The sequence below is a fragment of the Fibrella musci genome (assembly GCF_041321105.1).
Classification (GTDB): domain Bacteria; phylum Bacteroidota; class Bacteroidia; order Cytophagales; family Spirosomataceae; genus Fibrella; species Fibrella musci.
Map to the genome: position 1 here is coordinate 558,120 of NZ_JBGGWD010000002.1, position 25,626 is coordinate 583,745.

The following is a 25,626-nucleotide window of genomic DNA, read 5'->3' on the forward strand; positions in this document are numbered from 1 at the left end:
CAATTTTCCGTCAAATCTGAATGACGTTATTGATAGTGGGAGCCACTGTGATGGCTTACCTGTTAGGATCGATTCCGACTGCTGTTTGGTACGGACGCGCCTTCTTCAACCTCGATATCCGACAGCACGGCAGCGGTAACGCCGGTGCGACTAACACCTTCCGTGTTCTGGGCAAACGAGCCGGTACCATTGTGCTGCTGGTCGATGCCCTGAAGGGCTACGCTGCTGCCTCCCTGGCTTTTTTTGTCAATACCCTTTATCCGCTCAGCGACAACGAGCTACTGAGCTATCAGTTGCTGTTTGGCTTTCTGGCCGTAGTTGGGCACCTGTACCCGCTGTTCGCGCAGTTCCGGGGTGGCAAGGGCGTGGCTACGTTGCTCGGTATGGTGCTCGCTATCCGGCCCGACGTGGCGGCGGTCTGCATCGGTATCTGGCTGGTGGTCGTGATTGCTTCGCAGTTTGTTTCGCTGGGTTCGCTGCTGGCGGCGCTGGCTTTCCCGGTATTGCTGCTCCTGCGCGTTTTTGGTCAGCCCGAAAACCCCATGCTCATCGGGTTCGGCTTTCTGATCTTCCTGATCGTAGCCATTACCCACAAGAAAAACATCGGTCGCCTCATCCAGGGTAACGAAAACCGAACAATCTTGATTAAGTTGAAGAAAAAATAAAGCGTCAACGCAAAGGGCGCTAAGGGTTCGCGAAGAGCGCAAAGCTTTTCAGTACAACATTACGTTGCGGCCTTCGCGTTTTTCTTCGCGCCTTTGCGTTGAAAAGACTAACCATGCTAGCAACGTACCTCAACGAGAATAAGCAACGGTTCCTCGACGAACTGTTCGATCTGATTCGGATTCCGTCGGTATCAGCCGATTCCAAGTTTAAAGGCGATGTACGACAGGCGGCCGAATTCGTCCGTGACCGACTGGCCGACGCGGGCCTCGACGACGCCGAAGTCATCGATACGGCGGGCCACCCCATCGTGTTTGCCCAGAAACTCATCGACCCGGCCAAGCCGACGGTCCTGGTTTATGGCCATTACGACGTGCAACCGGCCGATCCCTACGAACTCTGGCACACGCCCCCTTTCGAACCGACGATTCGGAACGAACGCATCTATGCCCGCGGGGCCTGCGACGATAAGGGGCAGTTCTACATGCACATCAAGGCCCTCGAAGCCATGCTTGCCACCGACTCGCTGCCCTGCAACGTGAAAGTGATGATCGAAGGCGAGGAAGAAGTAGGCTCTGATCACCTGGGTACGTTCGTGGCCGAAAACCGCGACAAACTGGCCGCCGATGTTATCCTGATTTCCGATACGAGCATCATCAGCAACGATGTGCCGTCATTGGAGACGGGCCTGCGGGGGCTTTCTTACGTGGAAGTGACCGTAACGGGACCCAACCGCGATCTGCACTCGGGTGTGTATGGCGGCGGGGTAGCCAACCCGGCCAACGTGCTGGCCAGGATGATTGCGTCGCTACACGATGAGCAGGGACGAATCAACATTCCCGGTTTTTACGACGACGTGATGGACCTGAGCGAGGCCGAACGCGCCGAACTCGCCAAAGCGCCGTTTGACCTTGACGAATACAAACGCGACCTGGGCATTGGCGACGTAGCCGGTGAAGCGGGCTACTCGACCAACGAACGTACCTCGATCCGCCCGACGCTCGACGTGAATGGTATTTGGGGCGGCTACACCGGTGAAGGCGCCAAAACCGTGCTGCCATCGAAGGCTTCAGCCAAGATCAGCATGCGGCTGGTCCCCAATCAGCACCCCGACGTGATCACCGAATTGTTTGCCCGGCATTTCAAAGCTATTGCCCCGGCGTCGGTGCAGGTAACCGTAACACCCCACCATGGCGGGTTCCCGTACGTGACGCCGACCGATTCGGTGGAATTTGAGGCCGCCAGTCGTGCGTTTGAATTAGCCTGGGGTAAGAAGCCTATCCCCACGCGGGGCGGCGGCAGCATTCCCATCGTTGCCCTGTTCGAGAAAGAGCTGGGAATCAAGACGATTCTGATGGGTTTCGGACTCGATGCCGACGCGCTACACTCGCCCAACGAAAGCTACGGACTCTTCAATTTCTACAAAGGGATTGAAACCATTCCTTATTTTTATCAGGAATATGCCCGATTAAAGGGCCAAATATGACTTAATAAGTATGAGATATGAATTAAACTTCATAATTCCTGTCCGGATTGTGAAATTTGTTTAATTCATACCTCATAACTCTCAAGTCATACGATACAACGACTCAACGCTATCCAGCTTCATGACCGCAACGTTTGCCACTGAGCCTGTTCAGGTCTCGGTTGTTATCTGTGCTTATAACGAACAGGACGCCATACTGCCCCTGCTCGATTCGGTGCGGCATGCATTGGCAGACATGACCTATGAACTGATCGTTGTTGACGACGGCTCGACCGATCAGACCCTGACGCGGCTCCGGCAGCAGGGTGGCGCACCCCTGACGATCGTCGAACTCAGCCGTAATACCGGGCAGAGTGCTGCCATGGCGGCGGGGCTGTCACTGGCGACCGGCTCATTCGTAGCTACACTCGATGGTGACGGTCAAAACGATCCTGCCGACATTCCGCAGTTACTCCGGGTGGCGCAGTCGACCGGAGCCGATCTGGTAGCGGGTATCCGGGCCAAGCGGCAGGACGGGTGGTTATTACGGCGACTACCTAGCCAGCTAGCCAACCGGCTTATCCGGAAGCTGACGGGCATCGACCACCCCGACTTTGGCTGCACGCTGAAGCTGTTTACCAATGATCTGGTGCAGCGCCTGCCGCTTTATGGCGACAAGCACCGGTTCATTCCGGCGCTGGCGAAAGCCGAGGGTGCGCGCATGGTGTCGGTACCCGTGATGCACCACCCCCGGCTGACGGGACAATCCCACTACGGGCTGGGGCGCATTCCCCGCGTGCTGGCCGATCTTGTTTTCATGACGTACCTGATTCACTATCATAACCGGCCCATGCATGCGGCCATGCGGGTGCTGGGTACGTGCCTAGGCATAGCCGGGCTGGGTACGTTGATGACGGCTTCTGGCGCTGGGTACGTGGGTACGTGGCTGATCGGCGCGGCCGGGTATGTGCTGCTGGCGAGTCTGTTGCTGGGTGTAGCCATCAGCGCCGATCTACAACTGTACCGGCGTTACCAGAGCCGCACCGCTCAGCCCTTCGTGATTCGGCGTGTTTATCGAAAAAACCCCGTTCCGCTATGACCATTCTTCTCACCGGCGGGGCGGGCTTCATCGGCACGCACCTTACCGAACGACTACTCGCGCAGGGCGACACCGTTCACATCATCGACAATTTCAACGACCTCTACGACCCGGCTCTGAAGCGGCAGAACATCAGCCGCCATGCCGATTCGGGTCGGGTTTACGTGCACGAGGGCGACCTGTGCGATCCGCTGCTGCTCCACCAGCTTTTTCAGCAATACACGTTTGATGCCGTCGTGCACCTGGCCGCTTTACCGGGCGTACGGTCGTCGTTTGGGCAACCCAACGAATATTATCGGGTCAACGTATTGGGCACACAGCACCTGCTCGACATGATGCGGGCGCACGACGTCCGGCGGCTGGTCTTCAGTTCCTCGTCGTCGGTTTATGGCGAAACGGAACGGCAACGAAACAGCGAACTACGCAATCAGCCCGCACCGATTTCGCCCTACGCGCAAACCAAACAGGCGGCCGAACAGCTCTGTCAGCAGTATGCCGAGGAGTACGGCTTCGCCATCAACTGCCTTCGCTTCTTTACCGTCTTTGGGCCCTTACAACGCCCCGACATGGCGATTTACCAATTTCTACGGCGCATCCTGACCCATCAGCCGATTACGATCTACGGGGATGGCAATGCCAGCCGTGATTTTACGTACGTCACCGACGTGGCTGCTGGCATCACCAAAGCCCTGCAACACTGGGACGGTTTTCAGCTCTATAACATCGGCAGCGGTACCAACACCACCGTCGCTCAGCTTGTGCAGCTCATGGAAGAAGCGACGGGCAACAAGGCGCAGCTGACCTTCAACCACCGGCAGCCCGGCGACGTCTCGCATACGTGGGCTGACCTGTCCAAAGCCTCCCAACAACTCACCTATACCCCGCAGGTCAGCTTAGCCGAGGGCGTTAGCCATATGGTAACTTGGATGCAGATGATGTTGCTCTAATTTATTAGGCGGTATCTTTGTGGTTAGCATGTGGCAACAAGTACAACGTTGGTTTAAGAAAGAGTCGAGTGCGGCCTCGGTTATAGAGCGGATTACCGAGCTATGGCCGACAGATATGCATAACCACTTGATTCCGGGTGTCGATGATGGCGTTAAAACGCTGGACGAAAGTCTGACCTGTCTCCGGCAGTACGCAGCCTGGGGTATCCGGCGCGTCATTGCTACGCCACACATTAGCCAGGATTACCATCCCAACACCGCCACTCAGTTGCTGGAAGCGGTCAAAAGCGTACAGCAGGCCTTACGCGACGAGAACATTCCGATTGAGTTCAGCGTCGCAGCCGAGTACCTGCTCGACGAACAGTTCGATCACCTGCTGCGCAGCGGTGAGCTGTTGAGCTTCGGAGCCAAACAGTACGTGCTGATCGAAACGGGCTGGGCCGCCGCCCCCCGGCAGCTCGATCAATGGGTGTTCGACTTACAGGTCAAGGGCTACACACCGATTCTGGCGCATCCCGAACGGTACCGTTATTACCAGACTGAACCCTATCTGCTCAAACAGCTCCGAGAGCAGGGTTGTCTGTTGCAACTCAATCTAATGTCGCTGGCAGGTCGCTATGGGTCCAAAGCGCAGAAGCTGGCGCAGGATCTGCTCAAAGAGCACTGTATCAGTTTTATCGGCAGTGACCTGCACCGCCCCGCCGACCTCGCCATTCTTCAGGAAGCCTTTTCGCAACCAGGCTGGCAGGAATTAGCCAAGCAACCCTTATTGAATAATAAGTTGTAAGCACATGTACCCAATTACCGCAACAGCACGATGGTCCCGTTGTAAATCTGATCACCGTCATTGCGGATGGTGCGGTATACCAGGCGATAGCTATAGGATCCGTTAGGGCAAGCCTGCCCCTGTTGCGTCCCATCCCAGGTCGGCCGGTCGCTTCGTTCGTTGTAGACCAATTCACCCCAACGGTTGTAGATAGCCAGTTCGACCACGTCGCCCTGCACGATCGCGGGCGCAAACGCATCGTTCATACCGTCGGCGTTGGGTGTAAAGCCTGTTGGCGCCAGAATGTGCGAGGCGCAGATTCCTGATACCGTAATGGTTCGAACGACGGAGCAGCCCATCGGGTTGGTAATGGCTACCCGGTAAACGCCTTCGGCCTGAATGGCAATCTCGGGAGTCGTTTCCCCTTTGTTGTCCCAGCGATAGGTAACCGAAGGCTCCAGACTGCCCGCCGTAATGATTTTACCCCGGCAAACGGTCTCGTCGGGCAATACCGATGGCAGCGGATTGACGGCCAGCGCCAGTGAAGCAGTAGCCGCACATTGGCCATTGGCAACAGTAAGCTGATACGTACCCGGTTCACTCACGCGAATACTGGGCTCGACCGATCCCGTCGACCAGTGATAAACGGGATTGGCAGGACCGCCTACGGTTGGGATCAGATCAGTTTCCTCGCCCAGGCAGATAGCCCGCGCCCGGTCCAGACTGACGGTTGGCGTAGTGACTACATCAATGGTGCGGATCGCCGTGCACCCCAGCGGGTTCGTTACTTTAACCTGGTAACGGCCGGGTTGCGATACATTGACCGTCTGCGCTTTACTGTTGACCGACAACCAGTTGTACGTCATGCTGGTCTCGGTAGCGCCCGCCTCCAATGTCGTCGACGGACCAGACAGACAAACCGTTGCGTCGGGTTTCAGGGAGGGAGATCGGGCCGGTGCAACCACGACGGAAGCCGTTTTCACGCAGCCCCCGTCCTGCACCGTGACCTCATACGTACCGGGTTTAGCGACGGTGATGGCCGGTGTAGTTTCACCCGATGCCCATCGATACGACACCGAATTGGTAGCTGCCTTGACGGAGGGGCCCAACGTAATTGCCTGTCCATTACAGAGCGGTGGGTACGTCCCAAATCGAACTTCCGTTGGCGACGGCACCGATACAGTCGTCATGGCGTAAGCGATACACCCTTTATCGTCGGTGGCCTTGACGGTATAGGTACCACTTCGGTCAAAAACGTTGGTTCCATTGCCCGGCTTTTGTCCCCCGTCCCATTGATACATTGTACCTCCTGTTGCGGTAACGCTACTATTGTTACAGCCGGGCTGTGGCGCACTGATGGCCAGTGGCATAGCCGAAGGCCGAACGCCAAAATTGATGTTTGTGTAGTATTCATACCGGTCGGCGTCAACCGTCAGACAGGAGAACGTTCCGGGAAACAGAAGCACCGCATAGCCTTCTGTACCTCTCAGTTTGGTAGCACTAATCGGCTCAGCGCCACCATTTTGAAACAGCGGAACATACGATCGGGAAAACGTCAGATTCACGGTTGTATCCGGGCCGCCAAGTGACGCAATCAGCAAAACGGGATTGGTGACGGGTTCCGAAAAACATATTGTCACTTCGCCTTTGCCTTCTTTCGACCAGACCATCCTCGGTGTGGTTGTAGCCGGCAATGAACTGTATTCGGGGAAAGGTGTAAACTCACCAAAGGCATAAATACTTTTGGTCGAACCCATCGGAAAGTTGGTTGTTACGTCGACCTGTATCTGCCGACCATCAACCTGCAACGCGCCCACCGCCTTATTATCCTGAAAAGAAGACCAGGCGACCCACGAATACGTTTGGTTACACTGAGCCAGCGAAGCCGTGCAGCTCGCATAGCTAATAGCCAGCCATACCACGAGTTGACATACCCAGTCTGGTACTTCCCAAAGTAGCTTCATTCGCGTCTCGTCGACTGTCACGCTAGTCAGGTTTTTGATGGCTGAGATGCGCCCTAAGTCAGCAAGTAAGCTTGCATCAATTCTATGGACTTACGGTATACGAGTCAAAAATACACATTTTAGAACGAGTCAGTATACTCATTTCGACCAAGGCCCCCATATGGTTTACGCTAACTCTCATTCGATTACATCGTGAATATGAGTATCTTGCCGCTTATCTATAGCCAGATAAGGGGAATCCGTAACGCTAATTGACCAATTCAACGTTTTTATATGATATTATACTCATTCAGTAGACGTGGTCGATTTTTTGAGAAATATTGTATACCGATAAAGTTTGTAGGATGATCTACAGTTTTTGTCATCTCGATCGATCGAACCACCCCTGCGGTCAGGACGACTCTACCATATGGTTAAGCAGACGATCAACTTCTTTGCTGGATCAGCCCTGACTTAGCGCATACACAACGTTATGGCTACTCTATCTTCCCCTGTATCGCCGGTGTCTGCCTTACCCCGCGCATCGGTCCTGAGTCTCGACATTTCGCTGGCGTCATACCATTCCATTCAGGAAGCGATCATCGCGGCGGCGCATCGGCATGAATCGCGCACAGCCTGCTTTGCCAATGTGCACATGACGGTTGAGGGAACCCACGATGCAGCTTTTGCCCGGATTGTCAATGAGGCCGATTGGGTAACCGCTGATGGCGTACCGTTGACCTGGGCCATACGGCTGTTGGATGGCCTGCCGCAGGAGCGGGTAGCCGGTATCGACATGTTGCCCGATCTGGTTCGCCGCGCTGCTGAAGATCAATTACCGGTATTTTTCTACGGATCAACCCCCGACGTGCTGGCCAAAACCGTTGCGGTTTGCCAGGAGCGCTATCCTGCGCTTCAACTGGCAGGTACGTTGTCGCCCCCCTTTCGGCCCCTGACCCAAGCAGAAGAGATAGAGGTCATTGACACCATCAATGCCTCGGGAGCCCGGCTGGTGTTTGTAGCCCTGGGGTGCCCGAAACAGGAACGCTGGATGGCTCAGATGCGGGGGCGCATTCAGGCGGTGATGCTGGGCATTGGTGGGGCCTTACCCATTTTGGCAGGTACCCAAAGCCGGTCGCCACGCTGGATGCAGCAAAATGGCCTGGAGTGGGTATTCCGGCTGGCAGTCGAACCGCGTCGGCTGTTCAAGCGGTATGCTGTTACCAATTCGCTTTTTCTGCTTTATCTAACTCGTCAGTTCTGGCGCACCAAACGAGGCGCTGACTCACGCCGCCAGCACAATCTATGAACCAAACGCAACCTGTAACCGGCACAGCGGGCCAATTGGCCCCTATTGTTCTGTTTGCCTACAAACGACCGCAGGAGCTTAAACTGGCTCTCGAGGCGTTGCAGGCCAACTACCTCGCTCCGCAAAGTGAGCTTTATGTCTTCGTCGACGGTCCCAAACGGGAATCTGATCGGCCCAAGGTGGAGGCCGTTCGGGCACTCATCGATAACCTCACGGGTTTCCGGACCATTCACCGGCAATACGCCAAACAGAACCAGGGGCTGGCCAAATCGGTCATCACGGGCGTAACGGCCGTGATGCAACAGCACGGGCAAGCCATCGTACTCGAAGACGACCTTCTGCCTTCGCGCAACTTCCTGGACTACATGAATCAGGCGTTGCGCCATTATCGGCAGCAGCCGACGGTTTTTTCCATTACCGGCTACACGTTCCCCTTCGATAAACCGGCCGGTTATACCGCCGACGGCTACCTATATCCGCGAACGGGTTCATGGGGTTGGGCCACCTGGGCGGACCGTTGGCTACCAATTGACTGGGCCGTGAGCGATCTTAATGAGTTTTTAGGTGACCAACAGCGATGCGATACGTTTAACTACTATGGTAGCGATCGGCTGCGGATGCTGAAGAAGTGGCAAACCGGAAAAATTGATTCCTGGGCCATTCGCTGGTGTTACGCGCAGGCAAATGTCAGCGGCCTTACCCTCTACCCCACCGTCTCGAAAATTAATAACGTAGGCTTCACGACCGAGTCGACGAATACGCACGGCTACAACCGCTACCGGACCATTCTGGATACGGGTGAACAGCGTACGTTCTCGTTTCCGGACGAGCTGGCCTGCACAGATTATTACCTGCATAATATGCGCTGGAAGTTTAGTCTGCCCGTCCGTTTCGGCAATCGGCTCATCACCGAGGCATTGAAAGCAAGGCGCTGGCTGACCAAAACGTAATCAGCAATTACTTCACTCAACCGACTACGCATGACAGCCCCTATTATACTCTTCGCCTACAAACGGGCCGACACGTTTCAACGGACCATCGCGGCCCTTCAGGCCAATCACCTGGCGGCGCAAAGCGACCTGCACATCTTTGTGGATGGCCCCAAAACGGCGGCCGATGCGCCAAAAGTGGCAGCGGTGCAGGCGCTGGCCCGGCAGGTAGCGGGCTTTCGTACCCTGACGTTGCATTTTGGCGAGGCCAATTGCGGCTGTGCCCAATCCATCATCAACGGCGTATCGCTGATTCTGCGTGATCACCCTGCGGCCATTATCGTTGAGGATGACATTGTGACGGCGCCTAACTTTCTGGATTTCATCAACCAGGGCCTGGTTACGTACCGCGACAGCTCCCGTGTTTTTTCGGTGGGTGGCTACACATTTCCGTTCGAGAAACCAGCCGATTATCAGGACGACGTGTATTTTTTCGGACGTACCTGCGCCTGGGGCTGGGGTATCTGGGCCGACCGCTGGTTCAAAGCTGACTGGAACGTGATGGACTTCCCGCAGTTTATGGCCGATTCGGGGGCAAAGCGGGCTTTCAATTATTACGGTAGCGATCGGGTACGTATGTTACGCCGGACCATACAAGGCGATATCGACACTTGGGATATCCGTCTTTGTTATGCACTCTACAAGCAACAGGGCCTGACAGTCTATCCGACGGTGTCGAAAACGACCAACATCGGCTTTGGCGGCGGCGACGGTATGCATGCAAACGTATACGATCGGTACAAAACCCCATTGGATACAGGCGAACAGCGTCAGTTTCGAATGCCGGGACAGGCCTTTGAAAGCCCTTACTATACTCAGCAGGTACGTCATCAGTTTAGTCTGAGCGTACGTTTATACAACCGCCTGAAGACAATGGCGGGCGTGCGGTGAAGGATCCTGTTTTCATGTATCTTTGTCGCAACTCAACGGTCTCATATGCAGAAATTTACGGTCGGCCTTGCTGCTCTCTGCCTGTCACACCTTGCTGGCGCACAGGCCATTCCTGATACAACCAGCCGGGGTGCTCGTTCATTTGTCGAGGTAGGCGGGCTTGCCGCATCGGCCAGCCAAACGCCATTCTGGCTTCGCTCCCGCCAATACGGCCTCGTACCGCTCAACAACCCGGCAGGCATCGTTCGGGCGGGTACGGCCTTCTTCAAGGGCGACCCCACCGACCCACGCCGCGTGCACCTGAAAGTTGGAATTGAAGGTGCGCTGATCAGCAGCGCCGCAACGGCCGCCGAGCCAAACGCGGTTCGGTTCTTACTGCCCGAGGCGTATGCCAGCCTTCGGTTAGGTCAGTTCGAGCTTTATGGTGGCCGCCGACGCGAAGTATTTGGGTTGGTCGATACGTTATTGACGTCGGGCTCCTATTCGTGGTCGGGTAATGCCTTGCCCATTCCAAAAATTCAGATTGGCACACGGGGCTTTGCCCCGCTTGGGTTTACCAACGGCATCGTAGCCATCAACGCCTTCTACGCCCACGGCTGGTTTGGCAATGCCGATTCAGTGCAGGGCTCCTATCTGCATCAGAAAGCACTCTATGGGCGGGTTAGCCTGTTCAAACGGCGGGTCAATCTGTATGCGGGAGTAGTACACAACGCACAATGGGCCGGGCGGCGCAATGTAGGTACGTTATCAGTCAACGGTCAATTACCCAACACGTTCAAAGATTATCTGCGCGTCATTACGGCATCCGAGACTCCTATCGGAGACTCAACTAGTTATGTCGAAATTGACCGGCTCAACCGGGTAGGTAACCACCTGGGGTCTATCGATTTTGCTTTGGAAATTCTGGGCGATCGATCCAACTGGTTTTTGTACTATCAGCACCCCTATGAAGACAAGTCGGGCGTAGCTTTTCAGAACATGCCTGATGGCCTTTATGGGGTACGTTGGCGTAACGCAGGCGCTGGTGCAGGCGGTTTTCGGCTTCAACAGGTAACTGCGGAAGTGCTATCTACGATGAATCAGAGCGGATTTACGACTGATCAGAACGGGCTGTTTGCGGGAGCCGACGATTATTTCAATAACTACCAATATTCTGACGGATGGGCCTACCGCCGCCACATCATTGGGACACCCTTTATCACTTGGCGTGAAGACACCCGCCCCGACCTGCGTGACCTTCGTTCGGCATATGGCCGACTAACGGTAAGTAGTAACCGCGCTCAGGTTGTCCACCTTGGTTTATTGGGTGGGTGGCCTTCGGGTGTTCAGGTACGAGCTTTATTCTCATTTAGCCAGCATTTTGGCAGGCCTATTTTGCGCGACCCCAGAGTACCGTTGTCCCAATTCTCGGGTATGGCCGAAGCGTTGATACCTGTACGTTGGCTGGGTGGTTCAGAGTTGGTAGCCACCGTTTCGCTTGATCAGGGCGAATGGTTGACGAATAATTTTGGCGGCTGGATTCGCCTTCGAAAAACCTTTGCCCGTGTTCAGTGATGCGTATCCTGTTCATCCATAATTACTATCGACTACGAGGGGGCGAGGATACCATCTTTGAGCAGGAGTTTGCTAAGCTACGCGAGTTAGGACACGACGTAGACGCCGTTATTTTTACCAATGACCAGTTTGGGGAGTCGATTGGCGGTAAGCTGTTGTCGGCCTTTCAGACGCTTAATAACCGGGCATCGGCGCAGCGAGTAAAAGAAGCTATTACCCGGTTTAAGCCCGACGTCGTTCATATCCACAATCTGTTTTACACAGCTTCGCCCGCCGTTATCAATGCCGTCAAAGCGTGCAACGTACCCGTTGTAATGACGTTGCACAATTATCGGCTCGTATGTGCCAGTGGGCTGCTCATGCGGCCGGGAGAGATCCCATGCGAACGTTGCCTGACTAAAACGGTTCCGCTCGACGGTATTCGCTTCGGTTGTTTTCGTGATTCGCGGGTACAATCCGCACAGCTCACAGCCATTACCAGTTTACACAAACTGACGCATACATGGCAACACGTCGACCGGTTCATCACGCTAACCAATTTTGCCCGCCAGAAGATGTTGCAATCCTCCCTGCAACTGCGGCCGGAACAGGTTGTTGTAAAGCCAAACTTCGTCCCTGATCTAGGCTACACCGCACACGATCTGCGTGGTGATTTTTTCCTGTTTGTGGGCCGGCTGTCGCAAGAGAAAGGTATTGACGTATTGCTGGAAGCGGCCAAACAAGTGGCTCTCCCTATTGAAGTAGTTGGCGAAGGCCCGTTGCAGGCAGCCGTAGAAGCCGCTGCTCAACAGGGTCAGGTACGTTACCGGGGAAGCCTACCGAGAGAGCAGGCGGTAGAACGGATGCGGCAATGCCGGGCCATTATTGTGCCCTCTATCTGGTATGAGGGGCTACCTACCGTTATTCTGGAAGCGTTTGCGACAGGCACCCCTGTGATCTGCTCTGATCAAGGCAACTTGAACCAGATCGTAGAAGATGAGAAAACGGGAAAACTTTTCAAGACTGGACATGCTCCATCTCTGGCGACGATACTCACTACTATAAGCCAAGATACCAGTTCACTGGCAGCTTGGGGGCAAACGGCACGGCAAACATTCACTGAGCATTACGAAGAAAAAATCGTGATTCACAAACTACTAGATATCTATATGTCTATATCTAATTCTAATTAATCTAAAGATATAAATACTAATTTAGATCACTAATACTATACGCTGCTTTTTTGACGATGGTCTAGTATATTTACTCTAAATAATAACCGCAAATTACTTTTGATATTATGAAGATTGCATACATCGTAACCGCTTATACTGACCCCCAGCAATTACGACGCCTTGTTGATTCGCTCAATTCTAACGCTCACTTTTTTATTCACATAGACTCTAAAGTAGATATAGTTCCTTTTAAAAATCAATTATCTGACTACACTAATGTGTTCTTTACTAAGAACCGATTCTTCATCAACTGGGGAGGCTTTGCTCAAGTATTGTCTCAGCAGGAACTATTAGCTTCCGTATTTGAAAGTAAGCTACATTTTGATCGGGTTGTCTGTCTAAGCGGAACAGATTACCCGCTCTGGTCTACGAAAATGATTTTCGACGAATTTTCTAAAAACTCTAAAAAAGAATATATACAAGCAGTAAATTTAACTAAGCTAGAAAACTCTATTCAGACTAGAAAAGTAGTTCTTTACCACTTTTTAAGGGATATAAAAATTAAGAACTATTTTATTAAAAAGTGCTTCAGTGGGTCAGCTAGGCTACTTTTTAGAGCATTACCGTTTAGAAAAAGCCCAACTACACTTATTGAAGGAAAACAAGTTGACGTATATTTCGGTTCTGATTATTGGGCTTTGACAATAGACTGTGCCAGAGATGTTTATAATAAATTATTAAAGGAGGACGAATTAATAAACTATTTTAAACATTCATACATCCCTAGCGAGATGTGCATTCAGACCATAGTTTTTAATTCCGAATTTGGAAAGAATGCTATTTTAACTCCAAAAGAAAATTATGATAACCTTCACTCACTAACCCCTCTACACCATATTGAATACCATGGCATGATTAAAGTATTTGATGAAACGGATTTTGAGGCATTAGCTGCTAATCGAAAAATGTTTTTTCGAAAAGCATTAACTGGAAGGTCAGACAAACTTCTAGTGAAAATAGACGCTTTAAGGAGTGAGAGAGATTCGCTAAAGAATTAAACTCTATTTATTTTTGATAGCGAAGCTTGCTATAGTCCTTCCTAAGTCAACAGCAAAGTAAACGATTTTTAGAGGAGTATGGCGAACTGCAAAAGTATAGCGAGCTCTCAAGTAATTAGGCGATTTGAACGACCAGAACCCAGCAAAAAATTCTTTACTTGACTTTTGCTTGTTACGAGTCGCTTCCATATAGTTGTATATTTTACTGGCTACAGAGACGAATAATTTATATCCTTTTTTTCGAGCTCTAACAGAAAATTCAATATCGGCCATATAATGAGGAAAGTTAGCAGCGTCGTAAGCACCGATTTTCCCGAAAATTTCTAGCGGCATCAATGTACCTCTGCCTGATAATTCGTCTGTCGATACAATGAAATGGGAATTGGCAAGCTTACTATAATCATTATTATACAAGGCAGATGTTCGATTCCCTTTTGCTGTATAATAATTACATTTCCCACCTGCATATTCTAAATAGTTAGGGTTATTAATATCAACTACAACAGATCCTATCAGGCAAGGCTTGTTTGCATTATAGCTATCCATCATAGTTGATAAATAATCGGGATCAAATGTCAAATCGTCGTTAAGTGTCAATAATAAATCACTATTTACATCTTTACTATGCTTGAGCGCATAATCAACTCCCATATTGACTGCCTTAGTCCACCAGAGGTTACCATCACCATTTAACACCGTTACTTCTGGAAATTCTGTTGCAATCATATCTGCTGTACCATCTGTAGAACCATCGTCAACAACGACAGCTTGATAAGCAGTGTACGTCTGTTTTCGCAAACAACTCAGGCAACCGCGCGTATAATCTCTGCGATTGTAAACAGGAATGATAATGTAAATCATAAGATGAATTGGCTCAGTAATTATTCCACCTCGTTATCCTCTGGCAGGAACAAATTCTTGCAAGCTAGGGCGAGCATTAGACTGATGCATGTGATAATGTGGTACTTGACCAATAAATGAAGCCCAACCGGAGAATGTACTGGGCGGGCCAATCAATAGATCACATTGGCTGAGTGTAGCCAGATCGCCCAAGAAGGTCTTATTGGAAATAGCGGTTGACCAGTTCGAAAACGAAGATTGCTTAATCGGCTCATTAGAGCATAAAACAAAGGCAACCTTCTTTTCAGGTAACAAGTCGATTATATGTGCCATTATTCCCGCATAAGCGCTGTCATCGTAGTAGTATTTTCCGCCTTTCCACCCAGCATAATCGCCGCGGCGTAAGTGAATACCAACTACTATATCGCCTTGTTGACGGGCAACCGTCAGCAACTCACTCGCCTCATTTTGCGCTTGCTCCGGCAAGGCAAACATCGTTTTTAAAGCGACATACTGCCGGTTGAACGATTCGTAGTCGCGAAAGTCCCAATGGGTTGCAATAACCCGTTGCTGCGTAGCCTGTTCCAGAAAGTGTCGATCGGCCTGATCGAACTCGTAGGCCCGGTCAAGCACAGCGTAACCCTGCTGTTCAAAAAGGCGTCGAATGGTCCCTTGAAACGGGCGGCGGGTACCCACTTTTAGCAACTTCTGCTGAAATCCTGACAACAAGGGTTCGTCAGACACTAGCTGATGTTGCATCAGTTGGGGAAACAAATGCCGGTGTTCAAAATCGGCGCAGTTAACCTCGTAGCCTAGCTGTAAAGCATTGGCGACATGATGCCCCAGCCGAAACAGCTGATTGCAAAACTGCCCTTGCGTTCCTGCTACAATAACCATATTAGTTGACAAAAACAGGCCTATTATCGTCTTCCAGTTCGTGCATTGCCACGCGTCGTAGTTGTCCGTCTATCTGCTCAACGGGCACCAGACAAGCCATGTATGATCCTACACCAACGAGTACCCAATAGAAAAGCGGAAGTTGATAGGACCAACTGAAGACAAAGCCCGTGCATAAAAAGACAAACAGGGCGATGTAACCGGGCTCCTGCCTGAAACGACGCCACATAAACAACAGTGTATTAATGAGCATGCCATACATCAATACCATTCCAAACAGGCCATAATGGTACAGGACATGGATGTATCCAGAATGAATAAAAGTACCTTTTACACCGATCCAGTCTGCATTCCCCTCCAGTACAGCAGTTAGTTCCCCGTCATCATAGCCATCATACATCCAGCCGAAAAAAGGACGCTGTACGATGCGTTCCAGATATAGCTCCCGTTGATTGTATCGCCAGCCCGCCGTTCCTTGGGTATTTGAGTTCTCAATATCATCTATACTAGAGAGCAGGTTATCCATAATCTGTGGCCTGGCAGCTACCAACAGCGCTACGCTGATGATTCCAATGATCAGATAAGGTAATGCCAACACTGTCATTCGCATGAATCGTTTTTGCACAGCACCACGCATCACCAGCATGATGATAACAATAGCTACGCCGGTTGTTACCCACAGCGTTCGGTGAAAGAAACCGATGATCAACAGCAGCGAAAAAATAGCCATGTTCATGTTCTTCCCCCTGTTGTCCTGTAAGAAACTGACCATATAAAAACAGAAAACCAACGTCAGGTAATAGGTTTCTTCTGAGCTTGTCGAGCGGTCAGTCGAGTTAAATTGGTGCGTCAGGATACGCCCCAGTGCTAGTTGGTTAAAAGCAAACAGGATCAGAGTAACTGTAACAATTTCTTTAATACTAATATCGCGCAAGAACCAAGCGCCCATAAATCCACCATAAACGACTGTCGTCGACAAGCTAAGCGACATATACTGTAATGAGCCAATGGCTTGCCCATACTTGAAATATGACGTGCTCATCAGCATAGCAATAAGTATAAGGTATAGTACCGTTCCTATACGCAGATGACGAGGTAATCTCGGAAAGAACAGAATAGCATAGCTGATACCCCCAATGACAACAATCCGGCGAACGCTTGACTGTAGCGGTGCGGCCAATGGGCTACTCAGTGCCAGTTCGCTGAACAGGAATAGGTACAGATGCAGTCGTTTGAAAATAGCTTCGAAGTTCATCAATACTGTTGTTTGGTATGTCTCTAAGCCACCTGATACAGCCCCACCAATTGGCGAGCATTCGTATCCAGCCGATGGCGATTCATCACAAGCTTATAAGCCGCCTCAGCGATGGGCTCATAAGCCGCTGGATTATTAACAACGTCGATAATCGTTTGTCGAAATTGATCCGTGCTAGCATCGGCAATAATGCCAGCTTGCCCAAACTGAACAACTTCACGCAAGCCTGGCCCATCATTGACCAGACTTAATAATTTACAAGCGGAAGCTTCGAGATACACATTGCCTACACCTTCATATAACGAAGGCAACACATGCAAGTCGGCCACTTGCATATAGCGATATACGTCTTGACGAGTACCCAGGAATTGAACTCGGTCAGTAAGCTGATGTGACTCGCAACAGGCTTTTTCAGCAGCTTCGGCCTCACCAGTGCCAATGTGCAGGCACTTCACATGCTCGTAGCCAGCTGGTAGTTGCGCCATCAGTTCAAAAACGCGCTGATGGTTCTTCACCTTCGAACAGCCCCCCACCATAATCAGCACAAAATCGGTTGGCAACAGGCCAAGTTCAGCCCGGCGTTGTTTCTTTTCCGTGTCCGAAATAGGTACAAACAGGTTCGTGTTGATCCAGTTATGCAGGATAATTGGCTGACTGGTATAGCGACGTTCGTTGTTAAAAACCGCCTCCCCAATAGCCAGACGTTGTACACCGAAGACCTTTTCGGTCAGCCAGGTATGTATGATACGGCGGGCCAACAGGGCCTTGCGATACACGAAGACATTATGTATCGATGAAACCACACGCGGCACCCGGTTCAGGTACGTCAGGAATGAGTAATACACGAACGCCTGCTCGGGATGTATGTGTACGACATCAAACTGATGCTCTTTCAGAAACTGGTTAACCTTTTTAAAATAGGTTAGTGTCCGTTGAAACGGTATGTGGTGGATGATATAGCCCCTCGCCTGAAGCTCGTTGGCAAATTCACCCGGCACAGGGCCCGTGCCCAGTATGTGTGTTTCCAGATTATGTTCATCGAACACGCCATTGGCATCACGAATCATGACCTCGGCCCCGGAGTGCCGCAGTTCACACAGAATGTGCAGTACTTTTTTGGGGTTGGCTGAGTTGCTCATATGCGTTCAGATATTGGTCGACAACAGTACCCGGCGAAAACCGGTCAAGCGCGTTCTGGCGAGCCCGCTGACTCATAGCACGATAATAGGTGGCGTCCGACGCGAGTTGTTCGAGCGCCTCACAAACCGCCTGTGGAGAGGTGATGTCAGTAAGTACACCCGATTCGTTGGACAGGAGCCAGGGAACACCCCCGCTTTTATCACCTGCTACAATGGGCAGCCCCATAGCCGAGGCTTCGATCAACACCATCGGGCAGGATTCTTCCAAAGCCGTATGCAAAAACAGATCGTGCTTGCTGACGGCCTGCATCAGTTCATTGAAGTTGGTTGGACCGTGAAACCGAACGTTTTCTTCACAATCATGAGCTTGTGCCCACTGATGCGCTGCCTCTCCCTCACCAAAACCGAAACCATACAGGTTCAGTGTTGCTACGGGGAATTTTTGCCGAAACAGTTTAAACGCCTGCATGGCTACCCCGACGTTCTTTCGTTTGTCGAAGTTATTATTGACCATCACAAGGCTGGGTACGTTGGGCAATTGACGCTCGCGATAGAGGTCGAATACCGAATTTGGTTCAAAATTGGGAATCACCCGAACGGGTCGCTTCGTGAACCGGCTTACGCCATTGGCCGTGTACGTCGATACGGCAGTGAGGTGTTTGGCGCGACGCAATACATAAGCTGCCATACCAAGGCGAATAGTACGGTATAGATCACGCATCGATACTAACACATCGATTGGCGAATCGTGGCAGGTCACCAGAGTGGGAATACCTGAATCCAGTGCCGCCCAGCCCCATTCATACTGCCAGTGTGCATGCAACATGTCGGGTTTTGCCTGCTGAATCGCTTCCGTTACTCCTTTGCGCTCTGCTTTGAACAGATCAAGCACCCGATGCCGCGCACGACGCCTATAGTGACAGAAGTAAACGTCGAGGTTAGGACCACTTAGTTTTATCGTTTGTCCCGCAGGTACGTCATACGAATTCGAAAAAACCGAGACCCGATAGCCACGCCGGTGCAGTTCAATAACCTGATTATTGACGGGTACCCCACCCATGCCTTCAGGTACGTTACCCATTGGCAGGTTAAGCAGTGGAGCCAGCTGGCTCGTTGCCACAGGGCCGACAATACCAATATGTCGCATAGACTTACTTGTTTACAATGCTCACCTCAACGGGTTGCCATGATACGTTTGTCGTTGACGATTCAGGAGTACGAGCGGATGCATAAACGGCCATGAGCCGGTTAAAACTCGCTGTAGGGTTCAGGTGATGGTGGAAAAAGGCCTGCTGATCGGCTAGCAATAATTGCCGTGTCTTACCGGTTAGTACGTCCAGAATAGTAGCTGCATCGGCATCCATCGACTGGCTTAGGTGGCTAATTGATGTAGGCAGCAACTCAGGAATGCCGCCCACTGGCAAGGCCATAGCAGGTACGTTCACGGCCATTGCCTCAATGATGGCATAAGGGCAGTTTTCATTGTGCGCCACATGCACATACACATCGGAGTCGGCGACTAAACGCCAGGGGTCAGGTTGCCGCCCCACAAAACGGACAATGTCCTGAACGCTTAGCTGACGGGCCAATTGTTCCCACTCGGCCCGTTTCGGGCCATCGCCGATCAATACAATCTCAAACGGCTGACTGGTCAACTGCTTAATCCGGTTAGCCAACCGGATCAAGTAAACCTGATTCTTCCGTTCTTCAATAAACCCGACGTTCGTAATCCGCCAGGGACGTTCCGTAGTCGTCACGGTAACGTTTCCCGCCAGCCGTACGGTGTTGTGAATAACGGTGTAGCGATGTCCGGGAGGCAACAAATGCGCCGACTTCTGGTAGGCATACTGCGATACGAATACAAACTGATCGATCTTGCCAAACAGCCAGCGATACCACCGCTCCAGGCGGGCTTCACCTGCCGCCCCAACCGGTTCTACCGCCTGTATTTCGGCCACAGGATTGTCGTTGAAATGGCAGGTTATAATGACTGGTACATTGGGGTACGCCAGTTTAGCCATAGCGCCGGCAATGGGGTCCTGTGCATGTACCAGTTCCACCGATTGGGCCGGAATCCGGCGCAAAGCGGTATACAGCTTAATCGCATGATCCAGCTGATTGTGCAACACCTCACCGGGTCGTCCGGCCAGGCGCATCAGCCGGGCAAGGCCACCCATCGAGCGCCGTACCAGTAAGGGCGTATCATCGTGCGTAACCAAAGTTACCTGGTGGCCAGCCTGCTCTAAGTCTGATTGAAGCAGCTTGTAATACGTAACCACACCTGACGGGCAGTTGGGGTTCAATATGGAGGCTAGAACGATCATGACTGATGAGGCAGATTAAACGAATTGACAAGCGCAATACGCCGGTAAGCCAGCCAGGCGATCATTGCAATCACGACGCAGGCCTCTGTACATACCCAGGCTATGGCAGCCCCTATGTAACTGTGCTGATGGATCAGCCAGTAATTGAGACCTAGCCCAATAACTGAACCGCCTAGAGTTATGAAAAAGTAGGGCCTGTCCATGTGCAGATTCAGCATGGTGTGCATCCCCAGCAGGCTGTTCAGACTCAATAAGACGGGTAATACCGCCAATATTCTGACCACGGCAACAGCCTCATTGAAACGGTTGCCGTACAGCGACGAAACCGTTATCGGCGCACTGACAAACAGCAAGACACCAATCAGCGCTGTACCTGTCAGCAGTACGGGAGCAATCTTACGAACCATACCTAGTCCCCGTTCCTGACTTTGTCCGAAGCCATTGGCTACGATCGGAAAGAGTGCCTGATTAAGGGCCATGTTTACAAAAACGCGTAGAATAAGCTCCAGGCGGCTACCTGCTGAGAATACTCCGACGGCATAGGCTGTACTGAATAGCCCTAGCATAAACACGTGCGATGAGCTGTACAACGTGTTGTTGAGCGATGACAGGAAGAACGTAAACCCTTCCCGAAAGCGCTGTTTAATCGATTGCCAGCCTGGAAGTTGATACGTAAGGTTATAGCGTTTAATAGCTATCCTTAACGCTATTGTGCTTACCAGTACATGCGACAGGCTCATTACAAGATTCTGGTAGATGAAATCGTCTGCTTCCCGAACCAGCACAAATACGCCCATGGTCATGATCAGTTTCGTCAAGAAACTCAACATGGCCGTTCGGCTCAAATCCTCCATACCCTGAAAAAGCCATTGCGGAAATAGCGCTACGCCTACGCAATACAAACAGGTGGCCATGTGGAGCGGCAGCTGCGCCCGAAAGGCCGGATTGACTATTGCCAGCCCAGTGAAAATGCAGGCCGCCAACGCCAGTAACAGCAACTTAGCCGACAGCACCTGCGCAAACAGACGGTTAATGTAAGCGTGGTCACCACGATTAGCGGCAACTAGCCGCACCACCGCCATATCGAACCCAAAACTGACCAGCAGTACAAAGTAGTTGTTGTAACTCAGCGAAAAGTTGAGCAACCCCATCCGTTCCGGCCCAATCACCCGTGATACATACGGTACCGTTAGCAGCGGCAGCAGGTAATTGGCTACCTGTACGCTAAACAGGGAGGCGATATTAATCGAGAGCTTCCGCCATTGCCCCTGCGGCAACAAAGCAACTAGTCTACCACGCATTCACATTTCCTTTCAGCATAGCCTGCACTGTACCTAAACACAGTTTGGCGTCCAGCCCGACAGACTGTTTCTTTACGTACAACAAATCATACTGCACGCGGTGCTTCATATTCACCAGTTCCCGCGTTTCGCCACGGGCACCACGTACCTGCGCTAATCCGGTAATACCGGGGCGCACCTCATAGCGAGAGCGATAGTTCTGAATCGTGTGCCAATAGAGATCGTCGTGCTGAACCGCGTGCGGGCGAGGGCCAACAATACTCATGTCGCCCATCAGCACATTCCAGAACTGGGGCATCTCGTCGAGATTGGTGCGGCGCAGGAAGGCCCCGATCCGGGTTATCCGAGCATCGCCTTTACGAGCCTGCGCAAAAGTGGCCGTTGGCGCATGATACATCGTTCGGAATTTCAAGCAATGAAATACCCGCCCGCTGCGGCCACTGCGTACCTGAACAAACAGTATCGGGCCGCGCGAGGTAAGGCGAATAGCCAACCCAACGAGGGGGATCATCCACGAGAGCACAAAAACAGTGACGAACGCTGCTACTGTTATATCAAACAGCCGTTTCCCGTAACGAGTATAGAGCGTCGAAGGGGCATCAACACAACTTAGGGCCGGACCAGCCGGCGTTGAGGCACGTGTTGAGTGGCGCGAATACGTGGTTGGATTAGCGGACAGCATAACATCAGGACAATTTATGGATGGAGCACGCAAACGCTACACGTCTTTCCGCGTCTTCGTTGGCTTCTTATCGTCGGTGTAGTAATGGCCGTACCCATAGCTGTAGCTATTGTAATACGACTCTCCTTCGCCAATGGCGTTCAGAATCACGTTAAGCTTGTTAAACCGGTTCTCCCGATAGAAGACGTCAAGTTGCTTCAGGTAGTTTTTCGGGGTTACGTCGTGGCGCACCACATACATCGTGGCGTCGGCCAACGGCGCGATCAACTGGGCGTCAGTTACCAGGCCAATCGGCGGGGAATCGACAATGACGTAGTTGAACCGTTCCTTCAGTTCGTTGATCAATTGCGTCAGTTTAGGCGTACTCAGCAACTCCGACGGATTTGGTGGAATCGGCCCTGATGTAATGATAAAGTAGTTGTCCTGTCCCGGAATCGGTTGTAACACTTCGTCCAGTGTGGCGTCGCCAATCAGGTAATTGCTGATACCGACACCGCTAAACATACCCAGATTCTTGTGCAGTTTGGGCTTGCGTAAGTCCATTTCCAAAACAACCGTCGGGCGGCCAATCAGCGCAAGGCTAGCCCCCAGGTTCAGCGAGATAAATGATTTACCCTCGCCACTGATGCTCGACGTGAACAGCAGCACTTGGCTCTTGTCGGGGTCCGACTTCAGGAATTGCAGGTTGGTACGTAGCGTCCGGATCTGTTCGGCAATAACCGATTGGCTTCGGCCCCGGATCACGATGGCTTCGCCCTTCTTGCTTTTCATCAGTTCACCCAGAATCGGCGTCTGTGTGGTGTCTTCTACGTCGGTGCGGCGCAACACGCGGTTGTTCAGTGCATCGCGGCTAGCCATCACGCCGATCGGCAGCAGGAAGCCAACCAGCCCAAACAACAGGAAGTAGAAGCGACGCACCGGTTTAACCGGATCTTTTAGCGAACGAGCAATATCGATGGTCCGGCTGTCGGAGATCGTCGAGGCGAACGACAGCGCCGTTTCTTCCCGCTTTTGCAGCAGGTACGTATACAGTCCGTTTTTGATGCCCTGCTCCCGCGAGATATTCAGCAGTGATCGCTCTTTGCTGGGGATCGTGCGGATCATGCTCTCGATCTTGTTGTTATTGGCCTGCAACTGTTGCCGCGAGGTCGTTAGCTCCCGCTTCATCGTCTCCAGGTTCTCGTTGATGCTCGTCCGTGTTTCTTTGATCTGGCTGTCCAGCGTCTGCACGATCGGGTTTTGTTCCGAGGTCGTTTTAATGGCTTGCTCGCGCTTCATTTCCAGTTCCGACAGCCGGTTCACCATACCCAGCATGATGGGGTCGGCGAGGCCAAGTGTGGCGGGAGCAACCCCCTGCGAGGTCGACTGGCTACGCATGTAGCGCTCAATGTCGCCCAATGCCCCCAGTTGCAGTTTTACCTGGTTGAGTTGCGTATCATTTTGTTGCGCCGTCATCAGGAAACCCTGTGCCTGCGTGCTCAGGTCGGTAATTCCCTGCGATGATTTATAGCGTTCAACGTCGCCCTCCACATTTTTCAGCTCACCCGTGATGAGTCCCAACCGATCTTCAATAAATTTCAGCGTGTTGGCAGCCATCTTGTTTTTGTCCGAGATCGCAGCCTGGTTGTATTCATCGATCAGTTGGTTGAGGATCACCTCGCCCCGCTGTGGCACCGCATCTTCCATCGTGAGCATGATTACACTCGACGCTTTGGAAGTGGGTTCAGCCTTCAGGTTTCTCAGGAAACCAGTTACGGCGTCGGACTGCTGTTGTACCAGCACCCGCACGGGGTTAGTAGCTGGGCCAACGGGTTTTCGGCTAAACACGCGCAGCCGGCCATAAGGCGTCTGCATACTTTGGTTCAGCGGATACACCTTACCGTTGATATCGACCTGATCGGCCTTCGGGAAGCTCAGCGTTAGCTTGTCCCTGTAAAGTTCCGACGTTGGCTGCTCCACAATCAGCTTAACGGGGGGTATAAACGTTTCCCGGTCGCCGAAGCTTGTCTGCTGATAATAGCGAGTCGCGAGTTGAAGCCGATTCACAATTTTATCCATCAGTGTGTACGACTTCAGAATCTCGATCTCATTCTCTACAACCTTCTTGGGCGTGAAAATTTCGAGCTCTTTCAGCATGTTATCCTGATCGATCCCTTTCTTCTCGTCCTTGATCAGCAAGCTCGCCTGCACTTTGTAGACCGGCGGCTGATACAGCAGGTATACGTAGGCCCCCGCCATCGCCACAACGATGCTGACGATGAACCACGGCCAATTGCGGGCATAGCGCATCAGCACGGCACGCAGGTTCTTTGTCTCCCCATCCACCACTTGATAGGGGACGTACGAATACGGTTTGTTAGCCATAAATTGAGTAAATCAGAAAAGCTGAGAAGTTGTTAGTTAGACTAAAAACGGGTAGCAATGATGGCAATGAATGAAAGTGCACTGAGTATGAGGGGCGTTATCTGGTAAAAACGATCAGTAGCGGCCACACGCGTCTTACTCGGTTCAACATAGATCACATCATTGGGGTGTAGGTGATAATAAGGCGACTGAAACACATCACGCTTTGTCAGGTCGAGGCGAGCGTAGGTACGTTGGCCGTTTTCTTCCCGGACCACCAACACGTTATCGCGACGACCATAAATCGTCAGGTCACCAGCTAGACCCAGCGCTTCAGGTAACGTGATCTGCTCGTTGGCGATGTTGAATAGCGATGGTCGCGTCACTTCGCCGAGTACTGTTACGCGGAAATTTTGATTCCGAACACTAACGGTAGGCTCTTTGAGATAGGTCTTTAGTTTGTCGCGCAGCAGGTTGGCAATTTGGACGTTGGTTTTGCCAGCCACCGGCACGGCTCCTAGTAGTGGTACGGTGATCGTGCCATCCGTCGCTACTAGATAGCCGGGTGTAGCCGCGATAGGCGTAGTCGGGTTGGTTTGCATCGCCTGACCGGACATTGCCTGTTGCATTGCATACGGATTGAAAAACGACGACGCCTCAGGGCTCAAGCTACTAACCAGAATCGACAGAACGTCACCAGGACGAACTGCTGCTGCGTAGGCTTGTTGACGAGCGCTGTCAACACGGCTTGTCAGATCCTGAAAGTAAACCAACTCTCTCGAATTAACACAACCCATTAATAGTGAGCTAGTTAAAAGAAAAGATACCACAATCCATTTAGCTGCTTTTTTACCCTTGCCGAAACTCGTTACCGTCATTGTTAAATCATCGAAAATTGGTGGTGCGCTATGCGTTTCAGCACTTTGGTTTGCCTACGTTGAAGTACTCAATCTTCAAAATAATCACTTAACCAAATGTTTAGAAAAACATATCAACAAAAACTTTTC

22 protein-coding genes are annotated in these 25,626 nt (G+C 51.8%); 11 read left to right on the top strand and 11 right to left on the bottom strand.

Annotation, left to right across the window (positions count from 1 at the left end):
- Window positions 1–20 precede the first annotated feature (20 nt).
- The 5 genes from plsY (at window position 21) to ACAW74_RS08070 (ending at window position 4,961) form a co-directional block, all read left to right on the top strand.
- On the top strand, window positions 21–665 hold the full coding sequence (plsY, locus tag ACAW74_RS08050) for a glycerol-3-phosphate 1-O-acyltransferase PlsY (RefSeq protein WP_370697674.1): 645 nt from the start codon (window positions 21–23) through the stop codon (window positions 663–665).
- Between the two features lie 113 nt (window positions 666–778).
- Window positions 779–2,149, top strand: coding sequence for a dipeptidase (locus ACAW74_RS08055; RefSeq protein ID WP_370697675.1), 1,371 nt, complete (start codon window positions 779–781; stop codon window positions 2,147–2,149).
- A gap of 121 nt (window positions 2,150–2,270) precedes the next feature.
- Window positions 2,271–3,227 carry a glycosyltransferase family 2 protein gene (locus ACAW74_RS08060; RefSeq protein WP_370697676.1) on the top strand — a complete coding sequence of 319 codons (957 nt, stop codon included), beginning with the start codon at window positions 2,271–2,273 and terminating at the stop codon, window positions 3,225–3,227.
- Window positions 3,224–4,174, top strand: a complete 951-nt coding sequence (locus tag ACAW74_RS08065; protein WP_370697677.1) for an NAD-dependent epimerase/dehydratase family protein — start codon at window positions 3,224–3,226, stop codon at window positions 4,172–4,174. The genes ACAW74_RS08060 and ACAW74_RS08065 overlap by 4 nt, the downstream gene beginning before the upstream one ends.
- 28 nt (window positions 4,175–4,202) lie before the next feature.
- Window positions 4,203–4,961 carry a tyrosine-protein phosphatase gene (locus ACAW74_RS08070; RefSeq protein WP_370697678.1) on the top strand — a complete coding sequence of 253 codons (759 nt, stop codon included), beginning with the start codon at window positions 4,203–4,205 and terminating at the stop codon, window positions 4,959–4,961.
- Window positions 4,962–4,975: 14 nt separating this feature from the next.
- Here the strand turns inward: ACAW74_RS08070 and ACAW74_RS08075 are convergent, their stop codons facing one another.
- Complete coding sequence (locus ACAW74_RS08075) at window positions 4,976–6,904, bottom strand: T9SS type B sorting domain-containing protein (RefSeq protein WP_370697679.1); 1,929 nt, start codon at window positions 6,902–6,904, stop codon at window positions 4,976–4,978.
- A 472-nt stretch (window positions 6,905–7,376) separates the two neighbouring features.
- Between ACAW74_RS08075 and ACAW74_RS08080 the strand changes: the two genes are divergently transcribed.
- From ACAW74_RS08080 to ACAW74_RS08105, 6 genes are all read left to right on the top strand, one after another.
- Window positions 7,377–8,192, top strand: a complete 816-nt coding sequence (locus ACAW74_RS08080; protein WP_370697680.1) for a WecB/TagA/CpsF family glycosyltransferase — start codon at window positions 7,377–7,379, stop codon at window positions 8,190–8,192.
- On the top strand, window positions 8,189–9,142 hold the full coding sequence (locus tag ACAW74_RS08085) for a glycosyltransferase family protein (protein ID WP_370697681.1): 954 nt from the start codon (window positions 8,189–8,191) through the stop codon (window positions 9,140–9,142). The genes ACAW74_RS08080 and ACAW74_RS08085 overlap by 4 nt, the downstream gene beginning before the upstream one ends.
- Before the next feature lie 30 nt (window positions 9,143–9,172).
- Window positions 9,173–10,072, top strand: coding sequence for a glycosyltransferase family protein (locus ACAW74_RS08090; protein ID WP_370697682.1), 900 nt, complete (start codon window positions 9,173–9,175; stop codon window positions 10,070–10,072).
- Window positions 10,073–10,117: 45 nt separating this feature from the next.
- Window positions 10,118–11,626 carry a capsule assembly Wzi family protein gene (locus ACAW74_RS08095; protein ID WP_370697683.1) on the top strand — a complete coding sequence of 503 codons (1,509 nt, stop codon included), beginning with the start codon at window positions 10,118–10,120 and terminating at the stop codon, window positions 11,624–11,626.
- Window positions 11,626–12,798: a glycosyltransferase family 4 protein gene (locus ACAW74_RS08100; protein WP_370697684.1), complete on the top strand. Its 1,173-nt coding sequence runs from the start codon at window positions 11,626–11,628 to the stop codon at window positions 12,796–12,798. Before ACAW74_RS08095 ends, ACAW74_RS08100 begins: the two co-directional genes overlap by 1 nt.
- A gap of 107 nt (window positions 12,799–12,905) precedes the next feature.
- Entirely contained in the window at window positions 12,906–13,838 is a 933-nt protein-coding gene (locus tag ACAW74_RS08105) for a beta-1,6-N-acetylglucosaminyltransferase (protein WP_370697685.1), read from the top strand.
- 3 nt (window positions 13,839–13,841) lie between these two features.
- On the opposite strand, the gene ACAW74_RS08110 is transcribed toward ACAW74_RS08105, so the two are convergent.
- Genes ACAW74_RS08110 through ACAW74_RS08155 form a run of 10 tightly spaced genes read right to left on the bottom strand, consistent with a single transcriptional unit; the run spans window position 13,842 to window position 25,497 of the window.
- A complete protein-coding gene (locus ACAW74_RS08110) occupies window positions 13,842–14,699 on the bottom strand; it encodes a glycosyltransferase family 2 protein (RefSeq protein ID WP_370697686.1) in 858 nt (285 codons plus the stop codon).
- Window positions 14,700–14,732: 33 nt separating this feature from the next.
- Window positions 14,733–15,575, bottom strand: coding sequence for an alpha-1,2-fucosyltransferase (locus tag ACAW74_RS08115; RefSeq protein WP_370697687.1), 843 nt, complete (start codon window positions 15,573–15,575; stop codon window positions 14,733–14,735).
- A 1-nt stretch (window position 15,576) separates the two neighbouring features.
- Window positions 15,577–16,830 carry an O-antigen ligase family protein gene (locus tag ACAW74_RS08120; RefSeq protein WP_370697688.1) on the bottom strand — a complete coding sequence of 418 codons (1,254 nt, stop codon included), beginning with the start codon at window positions 16,828–16,830 and terminating at the stop codon, window positions 15,577–15,579.
- 23 nt (window positions 16,831–16,853) lie between these two features.
- Window positions 16,854–17,969 (bottom strand): glycosyltransferase family 4 protein, encoded by a 1,116-nt coding sequence (locus ACAW74_RS08125; RefSeq protein WP_370697689.1) that lies wholly within the window; start codon window positions 17,967–17,969, stop codon window positions 16,854–16,856.
- Window positions 17,923–19,116 carry a glycosyltransferase family 4 protein gene (locus ACAW74_RS08130; RefSeq protein ID WP_370697690.1) on the bottom strand — a complete coding sequence of 398 codons (1,194 nt, stop codon included), beginning with the start codon at window positions 19,114–19,116 and terminating at the stop codon, window positions 17,923–17,925. Before ACAW74_RS08130 ends, ACAW74_RS08125 begins: the two co-directional genes overlap by 47 nt.
- Window positions 19,117–19,120: 4 nt before the next feature.
- A complete protein-coding gene (locus ACAW74_RS08135) occupies window positions 19,121–20,293 on the bottom strand; it encodes a glycosyltransferase family 4 protein (RefSeq protein WP_370697691.1) in 1,173 nt (390 codons plus the stop codon).
- A complete protein-coding gene (locus ACAW74_RS08140; protein ID WP_370697692.1) occupies window positions 20,290–21,594 on the bottom strand; it encodes a flippase in 1,305 nt (434 codons plus the stop codon). Before ACAW74_RS08140 ends, ACAW74_RS08135 begins: the two co-directional genes overlap by 4 nt.
- On the bottom strand, window positions 21,584–22,276 hold the full coding sequence (locus tag ACAW74_RS08145) for a sugar transferase (RefSeq protein WP_502918608.1): 693 nt from the start codon (window positions 22,274–22,276) through the stop codon (window positions 21,584–21,586). Before ACAW74_RS08145 ends, ACAW74_RS08140 begins: the two co-directional genes overlap by 11 nt.
- A 36-nt stretch (window positions 22,277–22,312) precedes the next feature.
- Window positions 22,313–24,640, bottom strand: coding sequence for a GumC family protein (locus tag ACAW74_RS08150; protein ID WP_370697693.1), 2,328 nt, complete (start codon window positions 24,638–24,640; stop codon window positions 22,313–22,315).
- 41 nt (window positions 24,641–24,681) lie between these two features.
- Entirely contained in the window at window positions 24,682–25,497 is an 816-nt protein-coding gene (locus ACAW74_RS08155; protein ID WP_370697694.1) for a polysaccharide biosynthesis/export family protein, read from the bottom strand.
- Window positions 25,498–25,626 lie beyond the last annotated feature (129 nt).

What these genes read in the sequence shown, in the direction of transcription:
- ACAW74_RS08065 (WP_370697677.1), top strand. Translation starts at nt 3,224, where the DNA reads ATGACCATTCTTCTCACCGGCGGGGCGGGCTTCATCGGCACGCACCTT.
- ACAW74_RS08085 (WP_370697681.1), top strand. Translation starts at nt 8,189, where the DNA reads ATGAACCAAACGCAACCTGTAACCGGCACAGCGGGCCAATTGGCCCCT.
- ACAW74_RS08135 (WP_370697691.1), bottom strand. Translation starts at nt 20,293, where the DNA reads ATGATCGTTCTAGCCTCCATATTGAACCCCAACTGCCCGTCAGGTGTG.
- ACAW74_RS08120 (WP_370697688.1), bottom strand. Translation starts at nt 16,830, where the DNA reads ATGAACTTCGAAGCTATTTTCAAACGACTGCATCTGTACCTATTCCTG.
- ACAW74_RS08090 (WP_370697682.1), top strand. Translation starts at nt 9,173, where the DNA reads ATGACAGCCCCTATTATACTCTTCGCCTACAAACGGGCCGACACGTTT.
- ACAW74_RS08145 (WP_502918608.1), bottom strand. Translation starts at nt 22,276, where the DNA reads ATGCTGTCCGCTAATCCAACCACGTATTCGCGCCACTCAACACGTGCC.
- ACAW74_RS08155 (WP_370697694.1), bottom strand. Translation starts at nt 25,497, where the DNA reads ATGACGGTAACGAGTTTCGGCAAGGGTAAAAAAGCAGCTAAATGGATT.
- ACAW74_RS08060 (WP_370697676.1), top strand. Translation starts at nt 2,271, where the DNA reads ATGACCGCAACGTTTGCCACTGAGCCTGTTCAGGTCTCGGTTGTTATC.
- ACAW74_RS08130 (WP_370697690.1), bottom strand. Translation starts at nt 19,116, where the DNA reads ATGCGACATATTGGTATTGTCGGCCCTGTGGCAACGAGCCAGCTGGCT.
- plsY (WP_370697674.1), top strand. Translation starts at nt 21, where the DNA reads ATGACGTTATTGATAGTGGGAGCCACTGTGATGGCTTACCTGTTAGGA.
- ACAW74_RS08150 (WP_370697693.1), bottom strand. Translation starts at nt 24,640, where the DNA reads ATGGCTAACAAACCGTATTCGTACGTCCCCTATCAAGTGGTGGATGGG.
- ACAW74_RS08125 (WP_370697689.1), bottom strand. Translation starts at nt 17,969, where the DNA reads ATGAGCAACTCAGCCAACCCCAAAAAAGTACTGCACATTCTGTGTGAA.
- ACAW74_RS08100 (WP_370697684.1), top strand. Translation starts at nt 11,626, where the DNA reads ATGCGTATCCTGTTCATCCATAATTACTATCGACTACGAGGGGGCGAG.
- ACAW74_RS08075 (WP_370697679.1), bottom strand. Translation starts at nt 6,904, where the DNA reads ATGAAGCTACTTTGGGAAGTACCAGACTGGGTATGTCAACTCGTGGTA.
- ACAW74_RS08140 (WP_370697692.1), bottom strand. Translation starts at nt 21,594, where the DNA reads ATGCGTGGTAGACTAGTTGCTTTGTTGCCGCAGGGGCAATGGCGGAAG.
- ACAW74_RS08055 (WP_370697675.1), top strand. Translation starts at nt 779, where the DNA reads ATGCTAGCAACGTACCTCAACGAGAATAAGCAACGGTTCCTCGACGAA.
- ACAW74_RS08070 (WP_370697678.1), top strand. Translation starts at nt 4,203, where the DNA reads ATGTGGCAACAAGTACAACGTTGGTTTAAGAAAGAGTCGAGTGCGGCC.
- ACAW74_RS08095 (WP_370697683.1), top strand. Translation starts at nt 10,118, where the DNA reads ATGCAGAAATTTACGGTCGGCCTTGCTGCTCTCTGCCTGTCACACCTT.
- ACAW74_RS08110 (WP_370697686.1), bottom strand. Translation starts at nt 14,699, where the DNA reads ATGATTTACATTATCATTCCTGTTTACAATCGCAGAGATTATACGCGC.
- ACAW74_RS08105 (WP_370697685.1), top strand. Translation starts at nt 12,906, where the DNA reads ATGAAGATTGCATACATCGTAACCGCTTATACTGACCCCCAGCAATTA.
- ACAW74_RS08115 (WP_370697687.1), bottom strand. Translation starts at nt 15,575, where the DNA reads ATGGTTATTGTAGCAGGAACGCAAGGGCAGTTTTGCAATCAGCTGTTT.
- ACAW74_RS08080 (WP_370697680.1), top strand. Translation starts at nt 7,377, where the DNA reads ATGGCTACTCTATCTTCCCCTGTATCGCCGGTGTCTGCCTTACCCCGC.